At 48.6% G+C, this 8,362-nt stretch carries 7 protein-coding genes; 5 read left to right on the forward strand and 2 right to left on the reverse strand.

Going from position 1 to position 8,362, the window contains the following annotated elements:
• A partial coding sequence (locus VIM87_RS15145) for a DUF3857 and transglutaminase domain-containing protein (RefSeq protein ID WP_331997804.1) occupies positions 1-1,195 on the reverse strand: 1,195 nt, incomplete at its 3' end.
• Positions 1,196-1,309: 114 nt separating this feature from the next.
• The gene (locus tag VIM87_RS15150; RefSeq protein ID WP_331997805.1) at positions 1,310-3,280 is read right to left on the reverse strand and encodes a transglutaminase domain-containing protein; all 1,971 of its coding nucleotides are present in this window, start codon (positions 3,278-3,280) and stop codon (positions 1,310-1,312) included.
• A gap of 157 nt (positions 3,281-3,437) precedes the next feature.
• Here VIM87_RS15150 and queG point away from each other — a divergent pair, with 157 nt between their 5' ends.
• The 5 genes from queG to VIM87_RS15175 all read left to right on the forward strand — a co-directional run.
• Positions 3,438-4,364, forward strand: a complete 927-nt coding sequence (gene queG / locus VIM87_RS15155) for a tRNA epoxyqueuosine(34) reductase QueG (RefSeq protein WP_331997806.1) — start codon at positions 3,438-3,440, stop codon at positions 4,362-4,364.
• Between the two features lie 243 nt (positions 4,365-4,607).
• A complete protein-coding gene (locus VIM87_RS15160) occupies positions 4,608-5,150 on the forward strand; it encodes an alpha/beta hydrolase (RefSeq protein WP_331997807.1) in 543 nt (180 codons plus the stop codon).
• Positions 5,151-5,218: 68 nt separating this feature from the next.
• A complete protein-coding gene (locus tag VIM87_RS15165; protein WP_089919322.1) occupies positions 5,219-5,494 on the forward strand; it encodes an ArsR/SmtB family transcription factor in 276 nt (91 codons plus the stop codon).
• 133 nt (positions 5,495-5,627) lie between these two features.
• Entirely contained in the window at positions 5,628-6,710 is a 1,083-nt protein-coding gene (locus VIM87_RS15170; protein WP_331997808.1) for an efflux RND transporter periplasmic adaptor subunit, read from the forward strand.
• Positions 6,711-6,812: 102 nt separating this feature from the next.
• Positions 6,813-8,362 (forward strand): efflux RND transporter permease subunit (locus VIM87_RS15175; protein ID WP_331997809.1); only part of this gene is annotated, 1,550 nt, incomplete at its 3' end.

The raw sequence follows: 8,362 nt of genomic DNA on the forward strand, positions 1-8,362 counted from the left end.
GGCTGCGGGTGCTTAGCAGCACGGGGTATGCTTTTAGCCCGGCTTTGCGCAGCATGGCCACCAGCAGCAGGTTAATATCCGTTACATTCCCATTCTTAGTGGTGAACACCGTTTTCATGGATTTATCCATGTACAGCGCTGAGTGGCCGGTACAGGTAAAGTTATTCCTCACATAAGCAAAGATCCTGCGCGCTTTTTCCTCATCAGATGCAGCGCCTTGTGTAAGGCCGTCCAACACATCACTCATGTAGCCGTTGTTCTTGTCCAGCGCAGCGCCGTAAGAATCTTCTTTCATCAGGTCCTCCGCCAGCTTGGGCCAGGTGCCCAATACCGGTTTCACAATACCGCCCGGCGGTTTAATAGCAGCCAGCTGAAAGTCGATCTTGGTGATGTGATTATTTATACTGGTGGTAAAAGCCTCTTCTTTCAGCGCAGGCACTTCTTTAGCTACCCAATGGTAAATAGTGATGTTGGCTTTTACATCCGCCTGCTCTGTTCTTGAAGTAGCCGGCTCGCCATACCCGCCGCCGGCGCTAACCCGGAAAGGAAAGGTACGCTGTGATTCCTCTTTTTTACCGGTTAACGGATGATAGCCCTGTGAAATAAAGACGTATTCATAAAACTCAGGGATGGACGCCGTGTATTCACTCCACAGAATGGGATACTCTCCCTGGAAGGCCCAGGGCTGCAGGTTAAAGATAAAAGGAGAAGTGACAGTGTAGGTGTATTCGATAATAGAACCTTCCTTTACGGCCGGCAATGTGAACTTCTTTGCGCGGTGGTTCTTATCCAGCTCCTCGGTGAACACGCTTTTGCTGTCCATCCGGGTATCCACTACCTTCCCATCCTCCAGGTTATAGGTAACGGCTTTCAGGTTGCTTACCTTCTCCTCATCATTACCGCTTACGTACAGGTAAATTTCTTCATTGGCGGCTTCATACCCGGTTTTATCCAGGATCTTAACCCGCCGGTAGCGGGTGTATACCAGGCGCAGATCGCTCTGATAAGCTTCAAATTCTGTTGAGCCAACATCTGCCAGCACTACGGCATGTGCGCCGGTATCCAGCTCGTAACGGGATTTCTGGAAATCGTCCGGGGAGATCTTTCCATACCGGACCTTGTTCTTCTCTTGTGCTACCGCTGTTAAGGTCAACAAACAACTGGTAAGAACAATTACTGCTCGTTTAAATTGCATATAGGGATAAATAAAACTGTGGCGAAAGTAACTATTTTACTATTCCAGGCTATCACACGAACGGGGCAGTCGCAAAACGCCCGCTGATCCCAATTTCAGTCCGCAACGGCTGCCTTATTTTTTCTTTTTCAGTACGATCTGCTCGCCCTGTTTCTTCACGATCATATCATAAAAGCTGCGCAGGGATTCATATTCATCCGGCAGAAAATAAGTTTTATTCAACCTTATGCGGGAACGGAACTGGATACCTTTATCCGTTTTTTCTATCACATACTGGAACACTCCTTCAGTTTCATTAAAGTTTACTACGGTGGATTTAGGCAGCTCCTCTACTTCATAACCGGCCGGTGTCTCCATATTCAGCACATAGTCATATGCTACTTTAGCGGGCATTTCCACGGGGTAAAAACGCTGCTGTGATTTAAAGGGATTGCTTTGCATCGCCTCTCCCATCATGGGATTAATGTATAGCATATCCTCATCCCCGGGGTTGAGAGAAAAATCATATTTTATTGTAACCGGTACATCCAGGCTATCCAGGTCCGTGATCTCAGCCGCGCTTAGCTTTGGATATGCTTTAGCCAGTGAGTTAAAGTATGCTTCTTTGCCTTTATCATGGATTAGCCCGCGCAGGTTATAGGAATTATTATAGCTAAGCCATTGCTGTAAAGTGCCTTTCAGACCATCTTTATCTGCCACCATAAAGATAGAAGTGGTTTTCTGATCCGGTAAGGAATCTGCATCAAAACGCACGGCGCGGGCAGCGGTATCCAGTATACGGGCATGCCCGTTATAACAGGAGGCATGCAGCTTACCAAAACCCAGCGCATGGGCCGCATCCAGGTAATGCGGGCCATCTGACAGCTCCACATCTGCTATAGTGTAATTGAATTTGTTGATCAAAGGATATTGAGGATTCGTGTATCCGTTCCTGCGGGTGCTCAATATTACCGGGTAGGCTGTAAGCCCGGCTTTGCGCAGCATAGCTACCAGCAGCAGGTTAATTTCCGCTATATTGCCGTTCCTCCCGGTGAACACGCTCTTTAACGTTTTATGCATAAGCAGCGCATCATAATCGGTGCAGGTATAATTATTCCTTACATAAGCATAAATGTTACGTGCTTTTTCTTCATCTGTAGCAGCACCTGCTGTAAGCTGTGAAACTATATCGCCCAGGAAGTTATTATAGTTCTCCAGGGGAAGGCCATAATCCTCACTTTTCATCATATCCTTCGCAAGCTGCTGCCAGGTGCCCATTATTTTTTCAACCGGGTTGTCGGGAAACTTTTTGGCCGCAAGCTGAAACTCAATTTTAGTAATGTGGTTAGAGAGGCTGGTGGTAAAACCTTCCTCTTTTAACACCGGTACATCTTTAGCTACCCAGCGGAAGGTGCTTACGTTTGCGCTTACAGTAATATGTTCCGTTTGCCCGGAGCTTGTACCATATACACCTTTGGGATCATAGTGAATGGGGAAGCTTTTTATCGCATCCTCCCGTGTTTTAGTTTCAAACTTTTGATAACCCTGCGCAGTAAAAACGTATTCGAACATTTCCGGAATGCCTACAGCATATTCACTCCATAGCACCGGGTATTCTCCCTGGAAAGCCCAGGGTTGCAGGTTAAATATAAAGGGAGATGTAACGGTGTAGGAGTACTCGATAATAGACCCTTCCTTTACAGCCGGCAGCGTAAACTTCTTTACCAGGTGTTGCTTATCTGCTTCCTCTGTAAATATATCTTTGCTATCCATTTTTGTTTCCACCACCTGCCCGTTCACCAGGTTATAACAGACCGCTTTCAGGCTGATCACCTTCTCTTCATCACCGCCATCCCTGTACAGGTAAATGGCTTCATTAGCGGCATCATACCCGGTTTTATCCAGGATCTTCACCCGCCGGAAACGTTTGTACAATAATGTAAAATGATCGCCCTCTGTTCCAAAATCCGAGGAGCCTATATCCGCCAGCACTACGGCATGCGCGCCGGTATCCAGCTCGTAACGTGTTTGCTGAAAATCTTCCGGGGAGATCTTTCCGAACCGGGTCTTGTTCTTCTCTTGTGCTACTGCTGATAAGGTAAACAAACAACCGGTTAAAGCAATAATTGTCCGCTTGAAATGCATATAGGGATAAATAAAACAGGGCCAAAAATAACGCTTTTCCCCTTTCGCCCTATAACACGAACAGGGCAGCGCCCCGCCTGCCGGGTTATAGCAGTATGTTTTGTACCTTGCAGGAGCAATGCTAACCGCTATAGAAAAGAATACGCGTTTTATTAAACAACAGGCCGCAGCGCTGGGCTTTGACCATTGCGGTATTGCCCGCGCCGTGCAGCTGGATGCCGATGCCCGCCGCCTGGAACAGTGGCTGCACAAGGGTATGCACGGCTCCATGCATTATATGGAGAACTATTTTGATAAGCGTATTGATCCCCGCAAGCTGGTGGATGATGCACAATCTGTAATAACCCTGTTATTAAATTATTACCCTGCGGAGCAGCAGCACGCGCAAGCCCCCAAAGTAGCAAAGTATGCATACGGTAAGGATTATCACGAAGTAATTAAAGCAAAGCTCAACACCCTGCTGTTGCAAATGCAGGAGCAGATAGGTGAGGTAAGCGGCCGCGGTTTCGTAGATTCCGCACCTGTGCTGGAACGCAGCTGGGCGCAGCGCAGCGGCCTGGGATGGATAGGTAAGAACGGTAACCTGATACATAAGCAGGCCGGCTCTTTCTTTTTCATTGCTACGCTGATCACCAACCTTCCGCTGGAATATGATTCGCCTGTTGGCGACTATTGCGGCAGCTGCACCCGCTGCCTGGATGCCTGTCCCACACAGGCTTTGGTAAAACCGGGCGTGGTGGATGGCAGCCGTTGCATCTCTTATTATACCATTGAGCTAAAGGATATGCTGATCCCCGCTGAAATGAAGGGGCGCTTCCAGGACTGGATGTTCGGTTGTGATATTTGCCAGGATGTTTGCCCCTGGAACCGCTTTTCAAAACCAAATAAAACTGTGGAATTTGTCCCCATTCCTGAGATACTTAACTTCAGCACACGCGACTGGGAAGCCTTGTCAGAAGAGGCTTTCAGGGAGATCTTCCGTTACTCTCCATTAAAAAGAGCTAAGCATAAAGGCATACAACGTAATTTGAAATTTATAAGTTAAATACTACATTTGTACAAAGCAGCAGCAGCAATAAAATAGACAATACATTTCTCCAGCGTGATCCGCTGTTCCATTTCCTTCATAAACTATTATGCGCAACATAAATTATTCGTTAAAGATCTTATGGACCTGAGTGCCATAACGTGGAATTTTAGCATTAAAAAAGGCCGAATTCCTTCGGCCTTTCTTTTTTTCCTCATTTAGCGTACATTGTATATCCATCTTTCAAAACCGTCTGGCATTATGGATATAAGCGTTTTGACTGCCCCGGGGCTGGGCAGCTCTGGTCCTTTACATTGGCAAACATTATGGGAACAACAGCCTGGCATTCAACGGATCGAACAAAAGAACTGGGATGCGCCGGTATGTGCCGACTGGGTTAAACAAATAGAGCAGGCAGTAGCTGCCGCAGGCCCGCAGGTGGTTATTGTAGCGCATAGCCTGGCCTGCATAGCGCTGGTACACTGGGCCGCACAAACAAAGCTGCACATAAAGGGCGCCCTGCTGGTAGCGCCGGCCGATGCGGAACGCCCCTCTTTCCCAAAGGAGGCCAAAGGCTTCTCTCCCATTCCCTTACAGCCGCTGCCCTTTAAAAGCATTGTAGTATCCAGCACGAATGATGAATACACCACCCCCGAACGTTCACACCTGTTTGCAGATGCATGGGGCAGCCGTTTTGTGAATGCCGGCCCCAGGGGACATATTAATGCCAGCTCGGGATTAGGGGACTGGCCGGAAGGACAGAAATTGTTAAAAGAATTGCTCCACGACTGGAATACCCTCTGAATTGCTGGATAACTTCATTTAAAGCTGTAATTTCGCTTTTCAATTGCTATAAGCTAAATGATTATTGTATGGATACCAAGAAAGTGGAGAAGATTGCCAAAGCGCTAGCAGACCCTAACCGCCTGTTGATCTTAAAGGAGTTAAGAAAGAACCAGGACTGTTTATACTGTTCCGATATGTATGAATTTATAGATCTTACCCAACCCTCTATCTCCCACCACCTGAAACAGCTGTCCGATGCGGAGCTGGTAATTCCCGTAAAAGAAGGCCGTTATGTAAAGTATCATTTGAACGCTGCAATGATAGACCAGTACGTAGAATTTTTGCAGACCTTAAAAAGCTGACACTTTTTTTACACTCAATCTATCGAAACATTTCAATACGTCAATATCTTTGTAGCCCGGATGAACTTTTTGGGTTTCCCAGGTTCTAACCAATCGAAACATTTAAATAAGTCTATAACAAAGTACCCTTTTTATGAAGCATCAGTTATTGTCATTCCGATTCGGCACCGTTGCCGGCCTGCTTTTGCTCTCTTCCCTGATCTCGGTGTTGCTGCAGGCCTGTGCCACCAGGGCCAGTGAAAAAGAGCCCGCACCCGCCGCCACCGCAGCATCTACAGCCATTCCGGCTGACGGCCATATTGTACGCACCAGCAACTTCAGCGATGAGCTGGAGATCACCGGCTCCCTGGTAGCCAACCAGGAAGTAAGCATTGTGAGCGAGCTGCAGCGCAAAGTTGTACAGGTACATGTAAAAGAAGGTAACGTAGTTTCCGCAGGCACCCTGCTGTTCCAGCTGGATGATGCAGACCTGCAGGCCAACCTGGAAAGGATCCGCCAGCAGGAGAAGCTGGCCATCCTGAACGAGGCGCGCCTGAAAGACCTGATAGAGCATGATGCGGCTGTGCAGCAGGATTACGACCAGGCTATCACTAACCTGAAAGTGCTGCAGGCAGAGATCCGCGCGCTGCAGGTCACCATCGCCAAAACACGCATCCGCGCACCGTTCGACGGCCGTATCGGTATTATCCGCGCTTACCAGGGCGCGCTGGTATCTGCCAACACCGTGCTTACGAACATTGTGGACGACAGCCGTATTAAAGTTGAGTTCCAGGTACCGGAAAAATATGCGAACCTGATCAGCATTAATGAGCAGCAGGCTTTCAGCGTAGCATCTGATACCGCACAGCACCATGCAACGGTGATCGCAAAAGAATCCAGCCTGGATGCGCAAACCCGCACGCTGCTGATAAGAGCTATTGCTCCCAATGCGCAGCACACGCTGGTTCCGGGCCAAAGCGCACGTTTAACGCTTTCCCTGCACACTGCAGACAATGCACTGAAGATCCCCAGCCAGGCGCTGATGCCATCTTCACAGGGATACGCAGTGTACGTATCTAAAAACAAAACCGTTCAATTCACAGAAGTACAGATAGGACAACGCGGCGCTTACGATGTACAGATCTTAAAAGGATTAGCCGCCGGTGATACCGTGATCACCAGCAACCTGCTGCGCCTTACGCCCGGTGCAGCCGTGGACCTGGTTACGGTTAAATAAAGTGATGTGTTGAAAGGCGAAACGATATTACAGTAGCATCAAACTTACTTCGCCTTTCATCCTTCACCCCTCTCTCAATTTATTTCTAACAACTTCTTTTTTATGAGTGCTATTTCACAAATGAGCATCTCCAGGCCCGTATTGGCCGGGGTGATGTCGGTACTGCTTATACTTTTTGGTATAGTAGGTTATAGTTTCCTGGGCACACGGGAATACCCGGTAACAGATTCTCCCATCGTAACAGTTACCACCGTGTACCCCGGCGCCAGCGCGGATATTATTGCCTCGCAGGTGACCAAGCCGCTGGAAGAGGCGATTGCGGAAGCCAACGGCATCCGCGCTATGTCGTCCGTATCACGCGAACAGGTAAGTATCATTACCGTAGAATTTAACCTGAGCGCCGACCTGGAAGCAGCCGCCAATGATGTGCGGGATAAGGTTTCCAAATCAAGGCAGCAGCTGCCTACGGATATAGAGCCCACTGTAGTGGAAAAATCCGGACCGCCGGAGTTCCTGGTGTTCCTGACCGTAAAAAGCGCTACCAAAAGCCTGGAGGACATTACAGACTTTGTAAACATTAACATTAAAGAACGTTTACAATCCATTCCCGGGGTACGCCTGGTAGATTCTTATGCAGGCCGCAAACGCTCCATGCGCTTACGTATGGACCCTGTGAAGCTGGCCGCATACGGACTAACGCCTACGGATATACAAACGGCGCTGCAGCGTGAGAACGTGGACTTACCCAGCGGCCGTATTGAGGGACAAAACACGGAAGTAACGCTACGCACCCAGGGAAGATTAGTGACGGAAGCGGATTTCAATAACATGATCATTAGCCAGAAGGATGGCGCCATCGTAAGGTTCCAGGATGTAGGTACAGCAGTAATGTCATCACAGAATGAACGCACGGCGATGATAGAAGTGGAAGGCAAAACTGCGTTGTACGGGGTAGGTACCGGTGTACAGCCGCAGCGTGGCGCCAACTCCCTGGCTATTGTGGATGAGTTTAAAAAACGTTTTGAGGAGATCGTAAAATCAGCGCCCAAAGAATACCAGATCTCGTTAGGTAAAGATTTTACCGTGCCGGTGCGCAACTCCTTATCAGAAGTAGAGGAAACGCTGATGATAGCTTTTGGGCTGGTAACGCTGATCATCTTCATTTTCCTGCGCGACTGGCGCAGCACCATTATTCCCATTGTAGCCATTCCGGTATCCATCATCTCCGCGTTCTTTATTATGTACGTGGGTAACTTCTCCATCAATGTACTAACCCTGTTAGGATTGGTGCTGGCCATTGGACTTGTGGTGGATGATGCCATTGTGGTGCTGGAGAATATTTACAGTAAGGTGGAACAGGGCATGCACCCGATGCAGGCCGCACGCACGGGCTCCAATGAAATATACTTTGCGGTGATCTCCACCACCATCACGCTGGCAGCGGTGTTCCTGCCCATCTTATTCTTAGGCGGTATCACCGGCCGTTTGTTCAAAGAGTTTGCAATAGTGGTAGCGGGCTCCGTGTTGGTGTCGGCATTTGTGGCGTTAACCTTATCGCCCATGATGAGCGCTTACCTGCTGAAAGCCGGTGCCTCGCATGGCTGGCTATATCGTAAAACAGAACCGTGGTTTGAGGCCCTGAACCGTGGCTA

Source organism: Chitinophaga sp. (genome assembly GCF_036569125.1).
In the GTDB taxonomy this organism is placed as follows: Bacteria; Bacteroidota; Bacteroidia; order Chitinophagales; family Chitinophagaceae; genus Chitinophaga.